This is a genomic window from Neobacillus sp. (assembly GCF_031988165.1).
In the GTDB taxonomy this organism is placed as follows: Bacteria; Bacillota; Bacilli; order Bacillales; family Cytobacillaceae; genus Neobacillus; species Neobacillus rhizosphaerae.
Window position 1 is genome coordinate 42305 of record NZ_DALZYO010000035.1, and the last position, 21661, is coordinate 63965.

A 21661-nucleotide genomic window follows, 5' to 3' on the forward strand; every position below is an offset into this window, starting at 1 on the left:
AGCCTCAACTCCCAACCCTACCATGGATATAAATTTAGAGAACAAGACGTAGTCACCTAATAAAGGCGGTGAGAGCAGAGCTAGACTTCACATCTTTCGTCTAGTGAAATGGATATTTCACTTTAACTGGTAAAAGTGATTCATTTTTGCGGCGCTCCGCCCCTTTTCCACAGAATAAAAGGCTCGGCACTTAAATCCAAGTGCCAAGCCTTTTACACTTTATTTTCCAAAATTAACGTAACAGGACCGTCATTGGTCAATTCAACATCCATCATGGCGCCGAAAATACCGGTTTCAACCTGGATGCCTTTCTCACGAAGCAGCCTATTAAAAGCATCGTAAAGCTCCAGAGCCTGTTCGGGTTTAGCCGCATCCATAAAGTTAGGTCTTCTCCCTTTTCGACAATCGCCGTAAAGGGTGAACTGGGAAACAGATAGAATTTCTCCGCCAACGTCCAATAAAGATAAATTCATCTTTTCATCCGCATCTTCAAAAATCCTTAAATTAGCAATCTTATCCGCTAAGTATGCGGCATCCTCTTCCTTGTCTTCATGGGTCACACCTACAAGCAAAACAAGTCCTTTGCTAATTTGCCCTGTTACTTCACCATTAACGGTAACCTTGGCTCCTTTACTCCTTTGAACAACTACACGCATCTTAAAGCTCCTTAATTCATAATCCGGCGAACCGAATAAATATCTGGGATTTGTTTAATTCGTTCGACGACCTTTTGCAGATGGCTAACATTGTGAATCGCAATCGACATGCTGATGGTAGCCATTTTATTACGGTCAGACTTTCCGGTAACAGCCGAAATATTTGTTTTCGTCTCATTTACCGCTTGAAGAACTTCATTTAGCAGTCCTCGACGATCATAACCGTTGATTTCGATATCGACGTTATATTCCTTCCGATCATTTAAGGAAGATTCCCACTCGACAGGAATCAATCTTGACTGGGCATCATTCGAATCAATGTTGGTGCAATCAGAGCGGTGAACAGAGACACCGCGCCCCTTCGTAATAAAACCGACAATTTCATCGCCTGGGACTGGATTACAGCACCTGGATAAGCGAATTAACAGGTTATCAATTCCTTGAACACGGACGCCAGATTCACGTTTCTTATTTGCTGGAAAGGATTTTATATCCGAAATCACATTGGTAATGCTCGCTGACTGTTCTTGGTCGCGTTTTTTGCGCCATTTCTCAGTTAAGCGGTTAGCAACCTGTAAGGCTGTTACACCATTATAGCCAACTGCGGCGTACATATCTTCTTCATTGGAAAAATTAAATTTATCCGCAACCTTCTTCAAGTTGTCTGATGTTAAAATTTCTTTAAGCTCGAACTCCATATTACGGATTTCTTTTTCGACTAGCTCTTTCCCTTTAACAACATTCTCATCACGGCGTTGCTTTTTAAAGAAGGCGCGAATCTTGTTTTTCGCTTGGGATGTTTGTGCAAGCTTCAACCAATCCTGACTTGGTCCGTATGAATGTTTAGAGGTTAAGATTTCAATAATGTCACCAGTTTTGAGACGATAGTCAAGTGTGACCATTTTGCCGTTCACTTTGGCCCCAATTGTTTTATTGCCGATCTCTGAATGGATTCGATAAGCAAAATCGATTGGAACAGAACCGGACGGCAGTTCAATCACATCGCCTTTTGGCGTAAACACAAACACCATATCTGAGAACAGGTCAATTTTCAATGACTCCATAAACTCTTCAGCATTAGCTGTATCGTTTTGGAACTCAAGAATCTCTCTAAACCAGGTTAGTTTTTGTTCAAAAGAAGAGCTGTCACTAAGGGCTTTTCCTTCTTTATATGCCCAGTGGGCTGCGACCCCGAATTCAGCAATCCGGTGCATCTCATAGGTTCTAATTTGTACCTCAAGCGGGTCGCCCTTTGGTCCAATAACCGTTGTATGCAGAGATTGGTACATATTCGGCTTTGGCATCGCAATATAATCCTTGAAGCGGCCAGGCATCGGCTTCCAACAAGTGTGAATTATTCCTAAAACAGCATAGCAATCTTTAATACTGTTGACCACGATTCGGACAGCTAGTAAATCATAAATCTCACTGAATTGCTTATTTTGTAACGCCATTTTCCGGTAAATACTGTAGATATGCTTTGGACGGCCTGAAAGTTCAGCCTTAATGGAAACCTCATTCATCCGACTCTTAACTTCTACGATGACATCCTCTAAATATTGCTCCCGTTCCGCACGTTTCTTTTTCATTAAGTTAACAATCCTGTAGTATTGCTGCGGATTTAAATATCTTAATGCGGTATCTTCTAGCTCCCATTTAATCTTTGAGATACCAAGACGATGTGCTAAAGGGGCAAAAATTTCAAGTGTTTCATTTGAAATCCGGCGCTGTTTTTCAATAGGCAGATGTTTCAATGTCCGCATATTATGCAAACGATCAGCAAGCTTAATCAGAATAACGCGGATGTCCTGTGCCATTGCCACAAACATTTTCCGGTGGTTCTCCGCCTGCTGTTCCTCGTGCGATTTATATTTAAATTTTCCTAGTTTAGTTACCCCATCGACAAGCATGGCCACTTCATCGTTAAAAGCTAACTCTATATCCTTTAAGGATATATTCGTATCTTCAACGACATCGTGAAGAAAACCAGCTGCAACCGTAGCCGGATCCATCTCAAGGTCTGCTAGTATCCCCGCCACCTGGATAGGATGAATAATATACGGCTCACCCGATTTTCTATATTGTTCACGATGAGCATGTTTAGCAAATTCATACGCTTTTTTCACTAATTCAACATGCTCTTCATTTAAGTAGCTCCGAGTCTTGTCGATGACCTGGTCGGCTGTTAACACTTGATCATTCGCCATGAAATCACCTTTATTTTCATCTCATTTTATTATCAAGAAAAACTTTGCCATGAACTACCGATAAAGGTCCTTGCCCTTCACCGAGTTTTCTATATACAATGTCATTCGTAAAAAAATCGTTCCTAAATTAGAATGATTGTTACTATTATCGAAAAAAAAAGCACAGATGTAAAGTAATTATGAAGTTTTTTCTGCAAATTACGAAATTTGTGTCGAAAAATTAGAAAAGCGCAAGTGCCCTGTTCAGCAACGTAAGGGCTGGACTGAACCGACTGAGATAAAGGAAACACGGTAAACGAAGTGAACCGATGTTGACTTATCGTAGGGAAAAGGGCGAAGTATACTGGGCGCTGAAGCTAGACAGTTTTCAAATTCCAAAGATAATATTTCTAATATTATAAAGAGAGCACTCTTCAGGAGTGCCCTCTAGCATCATTTAATAGTGCATTAGTGTTAAAATATCATAGCCGTTAAGCTTTTTCCGGCCTTCTAAATAACTTAACTCAACTAAGAAAGCGATACCAGCGACAACACCGCCAAGTTGTTCAACTAATTGAATGGTTGCTTCAATCGTACCGCCTGTAGCTAACAGATCATCAGTAACTAAAACACGTTGTCCCGGTTTAATCGCATCCTTATGGATAGTTAAAACATCTTTTCCATATTCCAGGCCGTATCCTACTTTAATGGTTTCACGTGGGAGCTTTCCATCCTTACGGACAGGAGCAAAGCCCACTCCAAGCGAATAAGCAACGGGACAGCCAATAATGAATCCACGAGCTTCAGGTCCAACAATAAGATCAATATGTTTCTCTTTTGCATAAGAAACGATTTGATCTGTTGCATATTTGTATGCTTCACCATCATTCATTAAAGGGGTAATATCTTTAAATTTAATTCCAGGCTTCGGCCAATCGGGTACGATTGTAATAAATTGCTTTAAATCCATTCTGTTATTGCCTCCTCAGTTTCAACCGACTCTTGAATGACTTGATCAAACCAGTCCTTTAATTCCTGAAAGGACGAAAACAATAAATCCCGTTCAAGAGAATATTGCTTCTGTTTGGATTGATAGGTTCTAGAGTCACTTAAATCACGCTTTTGCGCTTGATTATTCAAAGTAATAAATCCATTGTTTATTGTAACAAAATCCAGTTCAGAAAACACCTTTGACATAAAGTTAATCGTTTCCTGTGACCAGCCGCGATGTTTGGCGATATCTTCTCCATACCGTTTAAGGTCAATTGGACCTTTTTTTAGTAAAAAGGCATAGAACCATTTAAAATGGTCACGGTTTGGAACGGTGCTAAAGAAATCACTGGATTCCTTATAAAAATAAGCATAAACCCTTGCCGGCTGTTTCCCCTTTATTAAACCTTCAAGAATTTCCTTTGATGGCGGGAAATCAACTAAAACAATATTTTCTAGGTAACCATTGAATGCTTTTGCCTCTTCAAGATTTTGAATAAAAACTGTCTCATACCCATTTGCAGAGTTAAACTTTTCAAGATAGTTTTCGTTAAAAATAATGAATTTCATGTTTTCAACAGGTACCGATTGAGCAATACTGTTAATTCGTTTCTGCCCGCGATAGTCAAATAACTGCCAAGAATCTACCGCAATATCTTGGATAAAAATTTGTGGTTTCCGCATATTATTCCATTCATTTATAGATAATTCTCCAATGAATGAAATTTTTGATGCAGGTGAAATCTGGTCCACTAAATGTCCCAACCCAAAACCTATTCCATCAAGGTTTGTTCCAGCTTCATTTACTAAAACCTTGAGATGGTTTTGTCCACTGCCAATTTTTCTCATATTGGCAATTTCAACATTATTTATTAAAACCTTTGGTTTAGGGTTGTCCATACCAAAAGGAGAAAGCTGACTCATTTCATCTAATGACGATAAACTGATGTCTTCCAGACGGATTTCCTCGTCAAGATAGGTAACGGGAATCAAATCCTCATCCGTTAGTTGTTCTTCACAAAGTTTATTTAATCTTGTCCGCAGCTCTGAAACATCCTCAATCTTCAAGGTCATCCCTGCAGCCATAGGATGACCGCCAAAATGGGGCAGTATGTCCCGGCAGGTCGATAAATTTTTAAAAAGGTCAAAACCAGCAATACTACGAGCAGAGCCCTTTGCCACACCTTTTTCTGGATCAAAATTTAAAACGATTGTTGGCCGATAGTATTTCTCAACAAGTCTGGAAGCAACGATGCCAATAACACCGGCATTCCATCCTTCCTTGCCAATAACCAAAACCTTATTGGTCGCAATCGGATAATTCTTTTCGACTTCTTCGATTGCCTCGTTAGTTATTGAATTGACTATCGCTTGCCTTGTCTTATTTAATGCATCCATTTCTCCCGCTAATTGCAGGGCTTCCTCTGGGTCTTCTGTCAGGATAAGCTCTACAGCTAGGTCTGCATCTTTTAATCGACCCACGGCGTTGATCCGGGGTGCAAGTGTAAATCCAATGGTTTCTTCATTAATTGACAACGGATCAACTCCAGCCAATTTTAAAATGGCTTTAAGGCCAATATTTTTGGTAACTTTCAGCTTTTCAAGCCCTTTTTTGGCAATCAGACGATTTTCACCTTTTAATGAAACTAAGTCAGCAATCGTCCCAATTACGGCAATTTCAAGTAAATGCTCAGGAACTTCACCATATAGGGCATGGGCAAGTTTAAAGGCCACTCCTACTCCTGCCAGTTCCCGAAACGGATAGGTGCTATCAGGAAGCTTCGGGTGAATAATTGCAAGTGCTTCTGGTAAGATTGGCCCAGGTTCATGATGGTCTGTAATAATTAGGTCAATTCCGAGCTCTTTCGCAAGGGATGCTTCATGAATAGCGGATATTCCAGTATCCACCGTTATTATCAAATTGATTCCATTTTCTGCTGCTTGACGGAAGGCAGGTTCATTTGGCCCATAGCCTTCTGTAAAACGATTAGGGATGTAAAATTGTACATTTGCGCCCAGTTCAAGCAGAGTGATCATTAACACTGCGGTGCTGCTTACTCCATCAGCGTCATAATCACCAAAAATGAGAATCGGTTCTTGCGTTTCGATGGCTTCACGAATTCTCTTTACCGCAATATCCATCCCTTTTAACAAATAAGGGTCGTGGAATTCATCCGTTCCAAATAAAAAATACCGTGCAGATTCTACGGTATCTAAGCCACGGTTGACAAGCAATGACGCAACTAGAGGTGTAATTTTCAATTCATTTTCCAGCATTTTCACTAGATTGTGATCAGAACTGGGAACAATCCATCTTGATTTTGACTTTAGCATTTGTTTGTTCACCCCTCAGACTTTCTTATTATACAGGAGTGTGAAACGTCTTTCAATCAAAAGAAAAAACCGCAGGGTTCTGCGGTTTTTTAAAATTACACCTGTGGTTGATCAGAATATTTTCTCTTTACTTTCTCCGTTTTAATAACACCTTTCTTCTTCAACTCTTTACATTTCATGACATACCATAAAGAGCCTGCGATAAAGACGGAGGAATATACACCGACAATTAATCCTACGAACAAGGCAATAGAGAAATTTCGGATTGATGGGCTTCCAAAAATCATTAAGCATGCAGTCGTAACTAAAACTGTTAATACTGTATTGACCGAACGAGTTAATGTTTGACGAATACTAACGTTTACCACTTCAGCAATATCCTGAACCGTTTTGAGACGCTTTTTCTTATACATATTTTCACGAATCCTGTCAAAGGTAACGATCGTATCGTGGTTCGAATAACCAACAATCGTCAAGATTGCCGCGATATAGGTTAAATCGACTTCAAGTCGAGTAATACTGAAAATAGCAATCATAAAGAACGCATCGTGAAGGATTGAAGCAACGGCTGCGATGGCCATATACATTTCAAATCGCAATGAAACGTAAAGAATAATACCTATCGATGCAAACAAAACTGAGTAAAAGGCATTTTTCGCCAGCTCTTTCCCTACTGTTGGAGAAACCGTGCTGACATTTGGCTCAGAGCCGAATTCCTTATTTAACTCTGCTTTTAAGTCGGCAATTTCATTTTTAGACAAAACACCAACCATACGAACAGCACCCGTTTTTTTATCACTAGAAATGACAACATCATCTGGTTTTAGATCAAGTTTGATAAAGGCATTTTTAACCTGTTCAGTTGTTAAAGGGGTGTTCGATGAAACATCTACACGCGTTCCGCTTGAGAAATCTATACCTAAATTCAAACGGAAAATAGAAATAATCACAGTACCAACTACAATAAGGGTTGCTGATAAAAGGAATATTTTTTTCCTTAGTTTTACAAAATCAATTTTATCAAATCTAGTTGGTAGATCAATTGTATCAACGTTTTCGGAAATAGCTTTAATTTTGGACGGGTGTACACCAAACCAGCTCGGTTTGTTTTTAAATAAACCGCTGTGAACCCATAGCCCTAACAAAAGTCTGGAAAAGTAAACATTAGTGAGAAAACTCATCAAGACACTCACAATTAACATGGTCGCAAAACCTTTTACAGAGCTTGTCCCGTAATAGAATAATACAGCAGCTGTTAAGATTGTGGTTAAGTTAGAGTCAAGAATGGCTGTAAAAGCATGTTTCTCACCAGCTTCGAACGCTGCTTTAATGTTTTTACCCACTTTTAGTTCTTCTTTGATCCGTTCATAGGTGATGATATTGGCATCGACAGCCATACCGACCCCGAGAATAATCGCGGCGATACCCGGCAAGGTCAGGACACCATTCATCCAATCAAAAATTAATAACACGAGATAAATATAAATCGATAATGTAACGGTTGCAATGAAGCCAGGAAAACGATAATAGAAAAGCATGAACAGATAAATGAGGACTACGCCGATGATACCAGCAAGTACTGTCTCATTTAAGGCTTGTTCTCCAAATTTAGCTCCTACAGAAGTGGAATATTTTTCTTTAAGCTTTACAGGTAGCGCCCCTGCGTTTAAAAGCGAAGATAAGGTTTGCGCTTCTTTCACAGTGAAGTTTCCGACAATGGAAACAGTATTTTGGTTAAAAACTTGATTTACTGTTGGTGCTGATAAATATTTCGGTTTTGGCTTTGTCACTTCATTTTTAAAAGAGTCTTTTCCCTTTTCGAAATCGAGCCAAATAACAAGAACATTATTTGGTGCCATTTTAACAATATCTTGAGTGACCGTTTTAAACTTATCCGAGTTCTTTAATGTTAAAGAGACACTTGGAGCTCCTTTTTCATCAAAGGTTTGCTTTGCTCCCCCTTGTTTTAAGTCCGTTCCATCCATCTTAACCACGTCATTGGCATCACGGAAGGTTAGATTTGCTTGAGTAGACAGAATTTCCCGTGCTTTTGCTTGATCTGTAACACCCGCAAGCTGGACGCGAATCCGATTATTCCCTTCGATTTGAATACTCGGTTCACTAACCCCAAGGACGTTAATACGCTTATCAAGCGCTTCAGCCGTACTAGCCATTACATTCTTGTCAATCTTTTGACCCTTTTTAGCTGGCTGAACCTCGTACAAAACTTCAAATCCACCTTGAAGATCAAGTCCAAGCTTCAAATTGTTTAAGATGTTCTTTGTCGTTGCTCCCATTGTGCTCCCTACAATTAGAACCACAAGAAAGAAAGCAATAATTCTACTGCGCTTTACCATTATGTATTGTTCCTCCTTAGTGCCTGTGCGTTAGCACTTTTACATACAAGCCTTATATAAAAATAATAAAAAAGTCACTGCCTCCATTATGGAATAAGATAGATTAGCTGTCAATTTCAATAAAATGAAAATTTAAATAACATTGGGACTACTTTAAAAGCTCTTTCATTTCGTTTTCATCATCAAAAGAAAATTCAGCCGTTTTATATGTCTCAATGGTTGCAAAGCTGATATAATCACTAACTTTAACAGAGAGTATTTCTTGGATAATTTCGTATAGCTTTAATTCATCTTTTACCTTTTTCCACTTTTTCTTTATTAAGAATTCCCAAAGCCCTTGTTCCGTTACAGAATCAATCCCTAGCAATCGAAACTCCTCGAGTTTACTTGCTAATGCCGGTTGAACCTGGGTACGAAAATGGTCGTTTACACTGCTATTATCCATCCAATCTGCCCCCCTGGGGATGACCCCTTAAAGTTAATTGTCTTTTAAAAAGCTCTTACAACATGTCATGCTTTGTCCACCATGAAGCATATAGTTAATTGTATATGAATTCTTCTTTTTTGAGAAGGTGGGAATCAGCATGTCGAAGTTTTTAAAGGGGACTTTTATCCTATTAATTGCCGGATTAATTACAAGGGTCCTTGGTTTTATTTATCGGATTGTCCTAGCAAGAAGCATTGGCGAAGAAGGCGTTGGCTTATATATGATGGCATATCCAACCTTTATTCTTGTGGTAACAATCACGCAGCTAGGTCTACCGGTAGCTATTTCAAAAAATATTGCCGAGGCTGAGGCACGAAAAGATTATGCTGAAATTAAAAAAATCCTTGTTGTTTCCCTGGCAACTACGATTAGCTTATCCATCATTATTACGCCGGCTATTATCCTGCTGGCACCGATTCTTTCAACGACGCTGTTTACCGATCAAAGGACTTTTTATCCTTTAATTGCCATCGCGCCAGCTATTCCAATTATTGCCGTTTCTTCTGTTTTACGAGGCTATTTCCAAGGAAGACAAAATATGCGTCCGTCAGCCATTTCGCAGATTTTGGAGCAGCTTGTCAGAATTACCTTAATTGCCGTGATGACGAAGGCATTTCTTCCGTATGGAGTTGAATATGCAGCTGCTGCTGCAATGGCGGCATCGGTTATTGGTGAACTGGTTTCACTCGGTTACTTAATGACCACTTTCAAATTAAAAAAACGTTTTCCGCTTAGAAAGAATTTCTTTCAATTCGCCCAGCAAGGGAAACAGACATTCCATGATTTAATGGAAATTGCTTTACCCACAATGGGAAGCAGAATGATTGGTTCGGTTTCTTGGTTTTTTGAACCAATCGTCGTTGTCCACAGCTTAGCCATCGCAGGCGTTGTTGCGGTTAATGCCACGAAACAATATGGATCCTTAACCGGCTACGCGATGCCGCTGCTAATGCTGCCATCTTTTGTCACCTTTTCATTAGCAACATCGTTGGTTCCTGCCATCAGCGAGGCCAATTCACGAAATAACCACAAGTTAATTGCCTATCGGCTGCAGCAAGCATTACGTTTGACCTTTTTAACAGGTGGACTTGCCGTCATTGTCCTATATGTATTGGCAGACCCTCTCATGCAGCTAATGTATGGGTCAACAAAAGGGGGATATTTTATTCGCTTAATGGCTCCATTCTTTTTATTTTATTACTATCAAGGTCCATTACAGGCGGTCCTGCAAGCGTTAAATCTTGCACGAGCTGCGATGATAAATAGTCTAATTGGGGCCGTCGTCAAAACAGCTGTTATCTTTTTACTCGCCTCACAAGCCTCCTTTGGCATAACTGGGGCTGCGCTCGGGATTATCGTCGGCTTTGTGTTAGTAACGATTCTTCATTTTGCTACTGTATTAAAAAAGATTTCCTTCCCGTTTAACATGCGAGATTATTTAAAAGGCTTTCTAGTTATGGGGGCATCCGGCTGGTTAGGATTTTGGTTGTTTGAAAATATCCTCTTAAAAGAACATTTAGTGATGAGGGTATTAACCTCGATTACGGGGATGGGGATTTCCTATTTAGTCCTTCTGCTATTATTCGGGCTGATTAAAAAGGATGAGCTACACCGATTTCCTTGGATTGGTAAATTTTTTTAAATCAATACCAAGCCTATCTAGAAAATAGCTAGGCTATGAGTAGTTACAATAACCTAATAAAGGCGCTGTGAGCAGAGCAGAACTTCAACGGTTCAAAGTAAAAATGTTTTTCGCTTAGATTTAGATAAACTGATTTTTTTGCGGCACTCCTCTCCTTTTCCATACCTGAAAGACACGCTTTCTTTAGATTGGCGTGTCTCTTTTCAGCTAAGTTCAATCCTGCATATCAATGAAAAACTTGCCGTTTTCATAACTGCAGAAAGAAATTTTCTTAATATCCCGGTACCCCTTCTTTTTAAGTTCTTGCCGCAGCCACAGATTGGTTTTATTAATCCTTTTTAGGCTCTCTTCCTCAATAGTTCCATCTATAATTAATGGAATGGTAATGTCACCATTCTTGGATGGAGTTTTAGGTTTCTTTGGCTCCTCTATTTTTTCTAAAACAGATAATTTACCCGATGTTTCTAAAATGGCAAATTCAACATCTGTAATACTTCTAATGTCTTTTTCTCGTAATTGTGTCATTAAATCATCAAAATTATAACGCAGCTTTTTCATCTCTGCCTCATCAATTTTCCCGCGATTGATGATTATACTTGGCTTTCCATCGATAAGATCACGAAATTTCTTGTTTTTTAATGAAAGAATCGCAAGCGTAACTTGAATACACATCAGCAGCACCATTGGTATAACCGTGTGTAATAGCGGATCCTTCGTATCTTCAATAGCAATTACGGCCATCTCACCAATCATGATAAAAACAACGAGATCCAGAATACTTAATTCCCCAATCTCCCTCTTCCCCATTACCCTGAAAATAATTAGCATGACTACATATAAAAAAATCGTTCGAAAAATGATACTCAAGTATACTTCCACTTCCGAATCGCCCCTTTTTTTCCATTCAGTCCTATTGTTCGCAGTTATGGGCTTATCATTCGTTTTCTTTTTGAAAAGCGGGCATCTTTTAATTCTAATTTCCAGCCTTAACGAATACGCTTGTACTAGGAAAGAAACTGTAATCTAGGGCACTACAGAAAATAAAGAAAAATTCTGGCGGCCTGAAGGGGGAGAGTAAAATCGAATCAAAAAGCTTTGGTACCTCGATTTTGTATGGATTATTTTTTGTCTTTGCTTTTGCCGTGATATGCAGCCTTATTTTCGCGTTTATTCTTAGGTTTACATCCGCTCGTGAAGGATCAGTTCAATATGTCATTACGGCTCTATCATTTATTGGACTATTCGGAGGTGGTTTTCTATCTGGAGGGAAGCGTAAAGAAAAAGGCTGGCTTATAGGAGGACTAACAGGGCTCATTTACTCACTTGTTGTATTTTTGTTTCAATACTTAGGCTATGATCGACTGTTTGACGCCGAGCAAGTAATCTATCATACCTGCTATACATTAATTGCCATGATGGGTGGGATTTTAGGAGTTAACATTGCAACCAATAATTCTAGACGGTCAATTTAAAAGTAAAAGGAAGCCATTATATTTGTGGCTTCCTTTTACTTTTTATGATTATTTTGAAAGGTTTACGCTTTCTCCGCTATCTTCAGTGACTTCACGAATCGCAGAACGGTCAAATGTAAGACGGCTACCGTCTCCACATTTAATTACAGCTTTACTATCATCAATAGAGTCTACAAAACCGTGTAGTCCACCAATCGTGACAACTTTATCACCCTTCTTTAAATCGCGCTGCATTTGCTGAACCGCTTTTTGGCGTTTTTGCTGCGGGCGAATTAATAGGAAATAAAATAATACAAACATTAATATTAATGGAATGATTGTACCCATAGTACCTTGCATCTTGTTTCCCTCCTTTCAAAAAGCATCTATTAGAAATTTTTCGCGTTTGGCTTATTGAAGCCATAACGTTCAAAAAATTCTTCGCGGAAATCACCAAGCCGGTCTTCCATGATGGCTTGTCTGACTTTCTCCATTAATCTTAACAGAAAATAAAGATTATGGTAAGACGTTAAACGAATTCCGAATGTTTCATCACATTTAATTAAGTGACGAATATAGGCTCTACTATAGTTTCGGCATGTATAGCAATCGCAATTTTCATCAAGCGGTCCAAAATCTCGGGCAAACTTTGCATTCTTCACAACAAGACGACCATTGCTAGTCATTAACGTACCATTTCTGGCAATCCGTGTTGGCAACACACAGTCAAACATATCAACCCCACGAATCGAGCCATCAATTAAAGAATCCGGCGATCCTACTCCCATTAAATAACGAGGTTTATTGGACGGTAATAGCGGTGTTGTGTATTCAAGCATCCGATTCATTATGTCTTTTGGTTCACCCACCGATAATCCCCCAATAGCATAGCCAGGAAAGTCTAACGATACAAGGTCTTTCGCGCTCTGTTTACGGAGCTCCTCATATTCTCCCCCTTGCACGATACCAAATAAACCTTGGTCTTCAGGACGCTGATGGGCACTTAAACAACGTTCCGCCCATCTCGATGTCCGCTCCACTGATTTCTTCATATATTCAAAAGTCGCCGGGTATGGCGGACACTCATCAAAAGCCATCATGATATCGGAACCAAGGGCATTCTGGATTTCCATCGCTTTTTCCGGAGATAAAAATAACTTTTCTCCGCTCATATGATTGCGGAAGTGTACGCCTTCTTCTTCGATTTTACGGAATTCACTTAAACTGAACACCTGGAAACCACCAGAATCCGTTAAAATCGCGCGGTCCCAGTTCATAAATTTATGCAGACCGCCTGCTTCTTTAATGATTTCATGGCCAGGGCGGAGCCATAAATGATAGGTGTTGCTTAAAATAATCCCGGCACCCATTTCTTTTAAATCTTCTGGGGACATCGTTTTCACGGTCGCAAGTGTCCCAACCGGCATAAAAGCAGGTGTATCAAAAGATCCGTGAGGTGTATGGACGCGGCCAAGCCGGGCCCCCGTTTGCTTACATGTTTTGATTAATTCGTAACGAATTGCAGTCAAATTCTTTGTCTCCTTCCTCGTGCTTCCCTTAGATGATAAACATAGCATCGCCAAAGCTGAAGAATCGATATTCGTCCTCTACAGCAGTCTTGTAGGCGTGCAAAATATTTTCTCTACTTGCCAATGCACTAACAAGCATTATTAAGGTTGATTTTGGTAAATGGAAATTGGTAATCATTCCATCAATGGCTTTAAATTGGTAGCCTGGATAAATAAATATATTGGTCCAGCCGCTGCCTTCGACAAATTGTCCATCATTGGCGGAGGCAATCGTCTCCAGTGTCCTTGTCGAGGTCGTCCCAACGGTAATAATTCTGCCGCCATTATTCCTTACCTTGTTAAGCAATTGGGCTGTCCCCTCTGATACCATATAAAATTCCGAATGCATATCATGCTCCAATACATCATCGACACTTACCGGTCTAAATGTACCAAGGCCCACATGGAGGGTAATAAACGTAACATGGACACCTTTATCTTTAATCTCATCCAATAGTGCTTCGGTAAAATGAAGGCCTGCCGTCGGCGCTGCCGCGGAACCAGGTTCGCGGGCAAACACAGTCTGATATCGGTCCCGATCATCAAGCTGCTCTTTTATGTATGGTGGCAGTGGCATTTCACCTAATTGATCAAGTACCTCATAAAAAATACCCTCATATTTGAAATCCAGGATTCTTCCACCATGGTCAGATGTGCCAGTACAAACGGCTGTTAGAAGACCCTCACCAAAATCGATTTCGGTCCCTTCCTTCACCCTTTTTGCCGGCTTCACAAGCGTTTCCCACTGATCGCCTTCAAGCTGTTTCAAAAGTAGGACTTCAATTTTGGCTCCCGTATCTTTTTTGACACCAAAAAGGCGTGCTGGCAATACCTTTGTGTCATTTAAGACAAGGCAATCCCCTTCACGCAAATACTCAGTAATATTTTTAAAAACTTCGTGCTTGATATCGCCTGTTTCCTTATCTAATACCATTAATCTGCTGTCAGTCCGATTTTTCAGTGGAACTTGAGCAATTAATTCTTCAGGCAAATGAAAATCAAATAAATCTACTTTCATATTATGACATCCTAATCATTATAAAATAAGAAAAGCGGAAGTGCTTGTTTATCAATGTATGAATTGGAGCGCTCCGACTGAGTTAAGGAAACACGAAGAGCGTTAGCAATTCGATGTTGACTTATCGTAGGGAGGGAGCGATGTACACTAGTTGCTGTGCGTTGGAGTAGCCAATTCTCAAAGTCGAAATTTTATTCTACCTTGTCTTATAACATAAACCAATCATGGAGCAGGAATCTCCAGCCCAAAATGGTGATAAACAGCTCCGGTGACCACTCGTCCTCGAGGTGTTCGTTGTAAGAAGCCGATTTGCAGTAAATACGGCTCATACACATCTTCTATCGTTTCTGACTCTTCCCCAATGGAGGCAGCAATCGTATCAAGACCAACAGGGCCGCCACGGAATTTTTCAATAATTCCTTTTAATAATTTATGATCAATGTGATCGAGACCAAGTCGGTCTACCTGGAGAAGTTCTAATGCTTCTCGTGCGAGGGAAAGGTCAATTGTACCATTTCCTTTTACCTGAGCAAAGTCCCGAACCCTACGGAGAAGTCGATTGGCAATCCTCGGGGTTCCCCTTGCTCTTCTAGCAATTTCCGCTGCCGAAGGCTCGTCAATTTCCGTATCGAACAATTCTGCCGTTCGGATTACAATACTTTTTAATTGATCTTCCTTATAATACTCGAGCCGGCTTAAAACTCCAAATCTGTCGCGAAGCGGAGCTGAAAGAGAACCAGCCCTTGTCGTAGCACCTACGAGCGTAAATGGAGGCAGATCGAGACGTACGGACCTGGCACTAGGACCTTTTCCAATCACGATATCTAGGCAAAAATCCTCCATCGCGGGATATAGCACCTCTTCAATCGTTCGCGGTAGTCGGTGTATTTCATCAATAAATAAAACGTCTCCCGGTTCAAGTGCGGTCAAGATTGCGGCTAAATCACCCGGCCTTTCAATTGCCGGCCCTGATGTTGTCCGAATGTTCACGCCCATTTCATTGGCGATAATGACGGCAAGGGTTGTCTTCCCCAATCCCGGCGGACCATAAAGGAGAACATGGTCCAGGGTTTCGTTGCGAAGACGCGCTGCCTTAATAAATATTTCTAGATTTTCCTTGACCTGATTCTGCCCGATGTATTGCTTTAAAGTTTGCGGTCGAAGGCTTTGTTCAATGCTTATCTCGTTCTCATTCACTTCACTAGAAATAATTCGTTCTTCCATGTGCCATCACCTATTTTAAAAGCCGCTGGAGGGCTTTTTTAATGTATTGATCTGTTGACAGCTGTTCTTTTCTTAACTCAGGTGAAATCTTTTTAATTTCTTTTTCTGAATAGCCAAGGGCTTTCAAGGCAAGAATCGCTTCCTCAAAGGCTACGGTGTTTGATGGCTTTGGTAACGCGAATTTTTCTGCATTAAATAAATTCGGGAAAAAGTCAGGGACGACATCCTGTAATTTTCCTTTTAGATCAAGAATCATCTGCCTAGCTGTTTTTTTGCCGACGCCTGGAAATTTGACGAGGAAGCTTTCATCCTCATCTTCAATCGCGATGACTACTTGCTGGACTTCTCCAGACGCAAGAATCGCCAGTGCCCCTTTCGGCCCAATTCCAGAAACATTTAATAATTTGGTAAAGAGCTTTTTTTCTTCTCTTGTTTCAAATCCATACAGCGCGCTTACATCCTCGCGCACGTAATGATAAGTATACACAGTCACCATTGTTTCCATTTTACTAGAATAAATAAACGGGTTCGGCGTTGATATTTGGTAGCCAATCCCATTGTTTTCGATAACGATATATTCTGGCCCGACAAAATCGACGGCCCCTCTAATAAATTCATACAATCGAATTCTCTCCCCTAGTTTCACTAAATTTCATTCTACCATACAATTTTATGTTAGTTGAAGAAAATAGCTGCTAAGCGGAACTTCAAACTATTCGGAATTTGGATTCGCTGATATATGCTACGAATCCGCTGATATATGTCACGAATTCGCTGATATCTGTCACGAATCCGCTGATATCTTCCTAAATCCGTTGATATCCTTAAATTGACTACATTCAAGCAAGCAGAATAGTAAATTTCACAAAAAAAACCAGGCTGATTAGCTTCTATCAGTCTGATTCAGGGATGTTTCTATTCTTTTTTTATCGAATATGGTTTAAATGTTTCTAAAACTTCGACATAATGATCTTTAGTTTTAATGGGGATGCCTTGAGTCAGCTCTTCTTGTTTTTTACTCTCTAACTTTTTTATATCTATTTGGAAAAAAGATTGAATGATTCTTGATTGGCCTGGCCTTCCGTTAAAAATAGTCAGCACACCAGCATCTGTAATACCAAAAAAGCCATTTGCCTTCAGTAATGGGGAGATATCATCCACTTGTTTTCTAAAAACAAACGTTGATTCATCGCTGTCTGTAAGCTGCCACTGGTCATATTTAGCCCAAAAATTCTCCATTAGCCAGCATGTCTCGTGGATGACTTCTTGACTGATTTCTCCATCAAGATAGACTCGTTCTAAAATCACCGTAATGTTTAATGGTTTAGGCTTTTGCTGAGTTTGACGGCTATCCAGTTGTGCAGCTGCTACAGAGCCCGTTATCAAAACAAACGATGCACCAAAGCTAAACATGAAGAGAATAACAGCGAATACAGGCATACATAACCGAAACAATGCTATCCAATACTTCCTCATGCTACTCACCTCTTATTGTTAAAAAATTGAACAATCTTTTCAATACTATTTTAGCCTTTATTTGCCTTTTTATCCGTAGCTGTTTAAGGCAAATTTAAAAGGACAAAGCCCGAAAGCTATGTCCTTGTTCAGGAAGTTGAATTATTTTCCTCCCCTATTAAGTTGAATATCATTATTCATGTTGCGGTCACGGCCCAAGGTTCCTTCATCCGTTAGAACGGTTACCGTTCTTCCATGCGCGTAAGGCTTCACTGCATCTTTGATGGCCTTTTTTGTATTTGCTGCTTTCCCATTATCAATCAATTTCACTGAAACAATCACTGTATTTCCGTAGGCAACGGATCTTACATCCTGAACATTATTGATGCTTGCTACCTTGTTTCTAATATTATTCGTTACATTATCCTGAAAATTAGGGTCTGTTGCAACCCCGGTATTTCCAATATTTTTATTCAAATGACCGTGATAATTCATATCACTGGTGCTGTAACGATCATCCCGTTGAAAAAAGTTTCGATCTTTCGAAGCTAACGGTGTCGTTGGGTTTTTCGGATTACCATTTTTGTCTCTTTCCTGCAGTTGACTTCTTCTTTGTTCGTTTGTAACTTTATCCTCATCCCCGAAGGTACGGTCCATCATATCGGTTATTGCCCCATCATTATCTCTAAATAAAGCATTCCCATTGTTAGGGTGGTTTTCATTGGAGTAATAACCAACAGGGCGTAACAGATTATTATTAGACTGATTCACACCCGCCTTGCTATTATCCTTTGTGCAACCGACTATTCCAACCATCATTAAGGCCGAAAGAGGAATCATCCACTGTTTCTTATTCATGCGAAAAAACCCCCTTCAATAACTTCCTGAGCATGTCATCCATGCTCATTTATAGGGTGTTATTTTGTCAGGGATTTCATTCTGCCAGAAACGACCAAACCATGTTCATATCAACTGATTTTTTATATGGTCAATAAATTTTTTTCTTGTATAAAACTGACCAATGGATAAATCCATTACCTGCTTAAATTTCACATGATCATGATAAGATTTTTCACGAATCATTCGATTCCATTCCCGAAAAATATCGGCTGGATAGGCCAAAGCATATAAAAATGCTTCTTCGTGCAAATACTTTCGAATTTGCTTAAGACTCGAGAGCCTTTCGAAGGACCAATCGATATATGGAAGAATCCGGTTCGCATATTGTAAAAAATCCAATGAAGGGATACCAATACTGATTAAATCAAAATCAATTAAATGTAATTTCCCCTCCTTATCACGTAAAAAATTATGATGGGCCACGTCACCATGAAGGATGACAAACGGTTCTCTGAGAAAAAACCGACGATTTTTTTCCATACCCTCTAGCGACCAATTCGCCCATGTCAACATTTCCGAGATAAACGGTTCATTCATAAAATATTTAAGAAAGGGAAGGTTATTAGAAAAAAGGTAGAACCGATCCGTCCATTTTTCTATTAATTGACCTTTTGGGAGTAATCTTCGATAGCGTACTTCAAACGAGGCTGTAATCTGGTGAAATTGATTGAGAAGCTCAATCCCTTCCTGGCGATTTTTTTGTGTATGGAAGGAAAAACCTGTTTTATTAGGAGGAATGTACTCGATACAGCCAAAGTAGGTTCCTTCAAAAAAAAGCTCCTCTTTAACGGCCGGAGTTAAAAACAAATAAGTCTTTGTAAAACCTTCTTTTCTAAGTGTGTCTGTAAAGGCTTCTTGGAGTCTAAGTCTTCGATTGGTATGATACCCTTTAATAATGTAAGTATTTTTATCCGTTTTCAGAAAAAAAACAGACTTTCGAATCGGGACTAACTGGATGATTTTTTCATAAAACTGCGACTGAAAATAAGAGAGGAGACGATCAAGATAATCATCGTCTCCCTTTCTGTTCATTGACGGGTTAATCGCTTTCATCACGGTATCCTGGCATACCATATGAACTTGTTCCAACCGGTCCCAAACCATATGGATTCATATAGGGAGGCTGGGCAACATTGGCAGGTCCTGTATATGGAGCACTGTAGATTGGCGGGGTTGGCGGTACAAAGTTTGGTATGACAGCGTTAGGAACCGCTTCAGCAGCTGGCATCATCCCCATTGTTGGCGCTGGTCCACAGCCACAGTCAGCCATAGTACCCGTTCCTACCGGGAGTCCCTGATCCTGGTAGCCTTGCATGTATGGCATTTGTCCAGGTACTGCTTGCGTAGCCTCAAATTCCGTTACACCCATAGATTGTGGTACCGGACCGTTCATTTGCGGGTAACCGTATGGCATTTGACCATATGGTGTTTGCCTCATACCGTATGGTTCTCCCATTGTCGGAGCTCCAGGCATTCCTGGTGCTGTTTGTTGGTATCCTGCAGGATAACCGGTGGGCATCTGACCATAGGTCGCTGGCATTTCTCCATAGCCTCCTGGCATCTGACCATAGGTCGTTGGCATTTCTCCATAGCCTCCTGGCATTTGACCGTAAGCCGCTGGCATTTCTCCATAGCCTCCTGGCATTTGACCGTGGGGAGCCGGCATTTGACCGTAGGCCGCTGGCATTTCCCCATAGCCTCCTGGCATCTGACCGTAGGCTGCTGGCATTTCTCCATAGCCTCCTGGCATTTGACCGTAGGCCGCTGGCATTTCTCCATAGCCTCCTGGCATTTGACCGTAGGCCGCTGGGTCCATGTATGGTGTTGGTGCCCCCATACCTGCTCCCGTGTGATAGGCTGGGTTCATCATAGGCATTTGCGGCATAAAGGATGATGACTCATCTTGAAAATAGTGTCCTGGCATTACTGGTGCACCCATCATTGTTGGAGCAACGCCTGGCATTACTGGTGCACCCGTCATTGTTGGAGCAACGCCTGGCATTACTGGCATTCCGCCAGAAATTGGGGCAACTCCTGGAGTACCATGTATCATTCCAGCTGTTGGTGCAAAAGCAATACCTTGTACTTGTGGATAAGGCATCATTGGCTGCACTGGGTAACCGCCATATGGTGGACAAAATCCAGGTCCTGGCATTACTGGTGTAATGGGAACACAATAATCATGTACAGGTGCTTCCTGAACTGGCAGTGGTGCTGGAATAGGCACTTCTTTGATTGGAATTTCTTTGATTGGAATTTCTTTCTTCGGTACCTCTTTTACTTCAGGAAGTATGTTGGCAGGTTTAGGTGGAAGATTTGGCTGGACGGTCATATTTGTCATGTTCGACATATAATAATTATTAATATCAATTTCTGGGACTACTTGTAGAGGCATTTTAGGAGTGTAGGGTGCTTTTGGTGCTTCTTTTATGATTGGCTGTTCTTTTTTGATAGGCTGTTCTTTTTTGATAGGCTGTTCTTTAACAATTGGCACTTCCTTTTTCGGTACTTCCTTCATTGGCACTGGCTTCTCTTTGGCAAACGGATGCTCAGCAATGGGAACTTCTTTTTTTGCTCCTATATTGATTGCCCCTTCTTTTTTAACGGTTCCACTTGTGGTTGGGACCTTTATTTTCATACCGGGCATAATCATATCAGGGTTGCTGAGCTGTGAATTCATCTTTTTCAGCTCTTCAAAATTCACGCCGTACTTCTTGGCGATCTTCCAAAGAGTATCCCCTTTCTGTACGATATGGATCTTCACTCTGATTTCCCTCCTATGGCATAAGTCCATATAGTGTATGTGAAAATGGGCAAAGTGCTAACATTCTTCAGAAAAACTTATGCTAATTTTTGAAAAAATATGAATCCCCTTTTGATTTTATATTAAAACTGATTCGCATATATATATAATTTTTCGCTGCAAATTTAAGTTCCTCAGATATCTTCTACTATTTCGCAGATAACTATCTATCAGGCAAAAAAAGATGCAATCAATTAAATTGCATCTTTTTTACTCTTTTTATCTCAACTTTCGCAGAGTGAAATTAGTAAATAAACCTTGATATAACTGGGAAGGCCATAAATCCACTGAGCAACTTGACTTTGAATTAACTTTTTGATTTTCTTATACGTCTATTTTAGAGTACCTTGAAGAAGCTCGATTAACGGTTGCAATCAGACTGGATTTTGCCTTTTTACCCAAGTCCTGTCCGAATACGACCGGGATTCAAATAGCCTTCATTAGTTACCACTTTTTCGTTTTCCCCTCGATTCCGGTCACCAATAGTCTTCATTGGTTACCACTTTTTCGTTTCCCCCTCGATTCCGGTCACCAATAGCCTTCATTGGTTACCACTTTTTCGTTTCCCCCTCGATTCCGGTCACCAATAG

General features: G+C 40.4%; 18 protein-coding genes and 1 pseudogene. 2 read left to right on the forward strand and 17 right to left on the reverse strand.

Going from position 1 to position 21661, the window contains the following annotated elements; translation table 11 throughout:
- Positions 1-212: 212 nt before the first annotated feature.
- From dtd to RTR43_RS19195, 6 genes are all read right to left on the reverse strand, one after another.
- Positions 213-656: a D-aminoacyl-tRNA deacylase gene (dtd, locus tag RTR43_RS19170; protein WP_312473984.1), complete on the reverse strand. Its 444-nt coding sequence runs from the start codon at positions 654-656 to the stop codon at positions 213-215.
- Positions 657-667: 11 nt separating this feature from the next.
- Positions 668-2863 (reverse strand): RelA/SpoT family protein, encoded by a 2196-nt coding sequence (locus RTR43_RS19175; RefSeq protein ID WP_312473986.1) that lies wholly within the window; start codon positions 2861-2863, stop codon positions 668-670.
- Positions 2864-3299: 436 nt separating this feature from the next.
- A complete protein-coding gene (locus tag RTR43_RS19180; protein ID WP_312473988.1) occupies positions 3300-3812 on the reverse strand; it encodes an adenine phosphoribosyltransferase in 513 nt (170 codons plus the stop codon).
- Positions 3803-6166 carry a single-stranded-DNA-specific exonuclease RecJ gene (recJ, locus tag RTR43_RS19185; protein WP_312473990.1) on the reverse strand — a complete coding sequence of 788 codons (2364 nt, stop codon included), beginning with the start codon at positions 6164-6166 and terminating at the stop codon, positions 3803-3805. The genes RTR43_RS19180 and recJ overlap by 10 nt, the downstream gene beginning before the upstream one ends.
- Before the next feature lie 95 nt (positions 6167-6261).
- Positions 6262-8523 (reverse strand): protein translocase subunit SecDF, encoded by a 2262-nt coding sequence (gene secDF, locus RTR43_RS19190; RefSeq protein WP_312473992.1) that lies wholly within the window; start codon positions 8521-8523, stop codon positions 6262-6264.
- Between the two features lie 148 nt (positions 8524-8671).
- Complete coding sequence (locus tag RTR43_RS19195) at positions 8672-8968, reverse strand: post-transcriptional regulator (RefSeq protein ID WP_312473994.1); 297 nt, start codon at positions 8966-8968, stop codon at positions 8672-8674.
- Positions 8969-9107: 139 nt separating this feature from the next.
- Between RTR43_RS19195 and spoVB the strand changes: the two genes are divergently transcribed.
- Positions 9108-10652, forward strand: a complete 1545-nt coding sequence (gene spoVB / locus RTR43_RS19200) for a stage V sporulation protein B (protein WP_312473996.1) — start codon at positions 9108-9110, stop codon at positions 10650-10652.
- Positions 10653-10865: 213 nt separating this feature from the next.
- On the opposite strand, the gene RTR43_RS19205 is transcribed toward spoVB, so the two are convergent.
- Positions 10866-11531 (reverse strand): DUF421 domain-containing protein, encoded by a 666-nt coding sequence (locus tag RTR43_RS19205; protein WP_312473998.1) that lies wholly within the window; start codon positions 11529-11531, stop codon positions 10866-10868.
- Between the two features lie 230 nt (positions 11532-11761).
- Between RTR43_RS19205 and RTR43_RS19210 the strand changes: the two genes are divergently transcribed.
- Positions 11762-12124, forward strand: coding sequence for a TIGR04086 family membrane protein (locus RTR43_RS19210; protein ID WP_312474000.1), 363 nt, complete (start codon positions 11762-11764; stop codon positions 12122-12124).
- Between the two features lie 48 nt (positions 12125-12172).
- Here the strand turns inward: RTR43_RS19210 and yajC are convergent, their stop codons facing one another.
- The 10 genes and pseudogenes from yajC to RTR43_RS25750 form a co-directional block, all read right to left on the reverse strand.
- Positions 12173-12463, reverse strand: coding sequence for a preprotein translocase subunit YajC (yajC, locus tag RTR43_RS19215; protein ID WP_312474002.1), 291 nt, complete (start codon positions 12461-12463; stop codon positions 12173-12175).
- Positions 12464-12492: 29 nt separating this feature from the next.
- The gene (tgt, locus tag RTR43_RS19220) at positions 12493-13632 is read right to left on the reverse strand and encodes a tRNA guanosine(34) transglycosylase Tgt (protein WP_312474004.1); all 1140 of its coding nucleotides are present in this window, start codon (positions 13630-13632) and stop codon (positions 12493-12495) included.
- 28 nt (positions 13633-13660) lie between these two features.
- On the reverse strand, positions 13661-14689 hold the full coding sequence (gene queA, locus RTR43_RS19225) for a tRNA preQ1(34) S-adenosylmethionine ribosyltransferase-isomerase QueA (RefSeq protein ID WP_312474006.1): 1029 nt from the start codon (positions 14687-14689) through the stop codon (positions 13661-13663).
- Between the two features lie 222 nt (positions 14690-14911).
- A complete protein-coding gene (gene ruvB / locus RTR43_RS19230; RefSeq protein WP_312474008.1) occupies positions 14912-15913 on the reverse strand; it encodes a Holliday junction branch migration DNA helicase RuvB in 1002 nt (333 codons plus the stop codon).
- 10 nt (positions 15914-15923) lie between these two features.
- On the reverse strand, positions 15924-16535 hold the full coding sequence (ruvA, locus tag RTR43_RS19235) for a Holliday junction branch migration protein RuvA (RefSeq protein ID WP_312474010.1): 612 nt from the start codon (positions 16533-16535) through the stop codon (positions 15924-15926).
- Between the two features lie 293 nt (positions 16536-16828).
- Positions 16829-17389, reverse strand: a complete 561-nt coding sequence (locus tag RTR43_RS19240) for a BofC C-terminal domain-containing protein (protein ID WP_312474012.1) — start codon at positions 17387-17389, stop codon at positions 16829-16831.
- A gap of 141 nt (positions 17390-17530) precedes the next feature.
- Positions 17531-18226: a YhcN/YlaJ family sporulation lipoprotein gene (locus RTR43_RS19245; RefSeq protein ID WP_312474014.1), complete on the reverse strand. Its 696-nt coding sequence runs from the start codon at positions 18224-18226 to the stop codon at positions 17531-17533.
- A 105-nt stretch (positions 18227-18331) separates the two neighbouring features.
- Positions 18332-19321 (reverse strand): phosphotransferase, encoded by a 990-nt coding sequence (locus RTR43_RS19250; RefSeq protein WP_312474016.1) that lies wholly within the window; start codon positions 19319-19321, stop codon positions 18332-18334.
- A complete protein-coding gene (safA, locus tag RTR43_RS19255; protein WP_312474018.1) occupies positions 19308-21032 on the reverse strand; it encodes a SafA/ExsA family spore coat assembly protein in 1725 nt (574 codons plus the stop codon). The genes RTR43_RS19250 and safA overlap by 14 nt, the downstream gene beginning before the upstream one ends.
- A gap of 263 nt (positions 21033-21295) precedes the next feature.
- Positions 21296-21445: pseudogene (locus RTR43_RS25750) on the reverse strand (IS4 family transposase); the annotation flags it as partial.
- Positions 21446-21661: the final 216 nt, after the last annotated feature.

Coding starts and splice junctions, on each gene's coding strand:
- dtd (WP_312473984.1), bottom strand. CDS start 656: ATGCGTGTAGTTGTTCAAAGGAGTAAAGGAGCCAAGGTTACCGTTAAT.
- RTR43_RS19175 (WP_312473986.1), bottom strand. CDS start 2,863: ATGGCGAATGATCAAGTGTTAACAGCCGACCAGGTCATCGACAAGACT.
- RTR43_RS19180 (WP_312473988.1), bottom strand. CDS start 3,812: ATGGATTTAAAGCAATTTATTACAATCGTACCCGATTGGCCGAAGCCT.
- recJ (WP_312473990.1), bottom strand. CDS start 6,166: ATGCTAAAGTCAAAATCAAGATGGATTGTTCCCAGTTCTGATCACAAT.
- secDF (WP_312473992.1), bottom strand. CDS start 8,523: ATGGTAAAGCGCAGTAGAATTATTGCTTTCTTTCTTGTGGTTCTAATT.
- RTR43_RS19195 (WP_312473994.1), bottom strand. CDS start 8,968: ATGGATAATAGCAGTGTAAACGACCATTTTCGTACCCAGGTTCAACCG.
- spoVB (WP_312473996.1), top strand. CDS start 9,108: ATGTCGAAGTTTTTAAAGGGGACTTTTATCCTATTAATTGCCGGATTA.
- yajC (WP_312474002.1), bottom strand. CDS start 12,463: ATGCAAGGTACTATGGGTACAATCATTCCATTAATATTAATGTTTGTA.
- queA (WP_312474006.1), bottom strand. CDS start 14,689: ATGAAAGTAGATTTATTTGATTTTCATTTGCCTGAAGAATTAATTGCT.
- ruvB (WP_312474008.1), bottom strand. CDS start 15,913: ATGGAAGAACGAATTATTTCTAGTGAAGTGAATGAGAACGAGATAAGC.
- RTR43_RS19240 (WP_312474012.1), bottom strand. CDS start 17,389: ATGAGGAAGTATTGGATAGCATTGTTTCGGTTATGTATGCCTGTATTC.
- RTR43_RS19245 (WP_312474014.1), bottom strand. CDS start 18,226: ATGAATAAGAAACAGTGGATGATTCCTCTTTCGGCCTTAATGATGGTT.
- RTR43_RS19250 (WP_312474016.1), bottom strand. CDS start 19,321: ATGAAAGCGATTAACCCGTCAATGAACAGAAAGGGAGACGATGATTAT.